Annotated in this window: 2 protein-coding genes; one reads left to right on the plus strand and one right to left on the minus strand. The window is 45.2% G+C overall.

Features of this window, described 5'->3' with window-relative positions; translation table 11 throughout:
- Positions 1–360 (minus strand): glycine--tRNA ligase subunit beta (locus PX636_RS10230; RefSeq protein ID WP_288117029.1); only part of this gene is annotated, 360 nt, incomplete at its 3' end.
- Positions 361–630: 270 nt separating this feature from the next.
- Here PX636_RS10230 and PX636_RS10235 point away from each other — a divergent pair.
- On the plus strand, positions 631–1114 hold a 484-nt coding region (locus PX636_RS10235), incomplete at its 3' end, for a DUF3122 domain-containing protein (RefSeq protein WP_288117031.1).

Raw genomic sequence — 1114 nt, forward strand, 5'->3', positions numbered from 1 at the left:
ACCCGGAATCGTTTTTTCAATATAGACAAATTCTCCTTTGTCCGTGGCACGAATGAAGAAAGCAGCGGTGCTAACTCCCTGTTTCCGAGCAAAACCCTCACCTGCGGGGGTAACTTGGCCATTTTTGTAGGCGGCACTAACTGGCGGTCCTTTGATCTCCTCGCTGCGAGCCTCTTGCTCCGTCGGTAATCCTGTGATTAACACGGCCAAACGGCGCGGGGTTGCGTAAACTTGAATAGCAGTCGCGTCCAGAGATTCCGTCTCTAAACTCTTGCTAACTCTTTCCTGCAATTGTGCGATCGCGCTATCGACAAAATCTGCGGGTAGTTCTTCTGTACCGACTTCCAGTAAAAAATCCATCTGATTGATTGGCCGTGTTTATGCTTCACCAATCATCTAGGCTATCACAGAAGCCGTGTCCTTAGTTTTTGATCAGCTGTACTGCATTTAAACTGCATATGGGAAATTTTAGTACAAATGCTCAAACTTCCTCGACCTAGCTTTGGTGCTGCCCACTCTCCTATCCCTTTTAAACAGTATGCTAGTATAACTATATGGCGATACAATTGCCTTAGCTTGGCTAAGGGTGCAAAGTTGATCTCATATTTTATCTATTATGTCAATAAAGTTATGAAACGATTTCTATTATTATTTTGTGTTCTCGTGAGTTTTTTGCTGTTTATCAGCTTTGAGATTGATGTTTCCTTGTCTGCACTAGCTCTAACTCGACAACAGCTAGAGGGGCCAGGGCAGCTGTTGTATCAATCCCGTCATAGTTTGCGCGATGATACAGGTAGTCCTTGGCAGGTGGTGTTGTTCAAACGAATTAAGGATGGGGAAACCCTAGAAATTAGTTTGCGCTTGGTGGGATTTCCTGAAGGGATTGAGTTTCTCCATGGAGAAAGATTGACGATAACGACAGCTAAAGGCGAAATTTTAGCGGCTAAGGATGCTTTTGCCGAAAAATCACCAGCAGCTAACGTCGGTCAATACGAGATGCAGGATATCTTACCGCAGCTACCCGTTACTGAAGCGATCGAACTTTCCCTACCCCTAGAGGCTCCCCGTCATCTTAACATCCCGATTCCTGTACTTTTAGAATGGCAAAGTCTGC

The organism is Microcystis sp. M53598_WE2, assembly GCF_030067735.1.
GTDB classification, from domain to species: domain Bacteria; phylum Cyanobacteriota; class Cyanobacteriia; order Cyanobacteriales; family Microcystaceae; genus Microcystis; species Microcystis aeruginosa.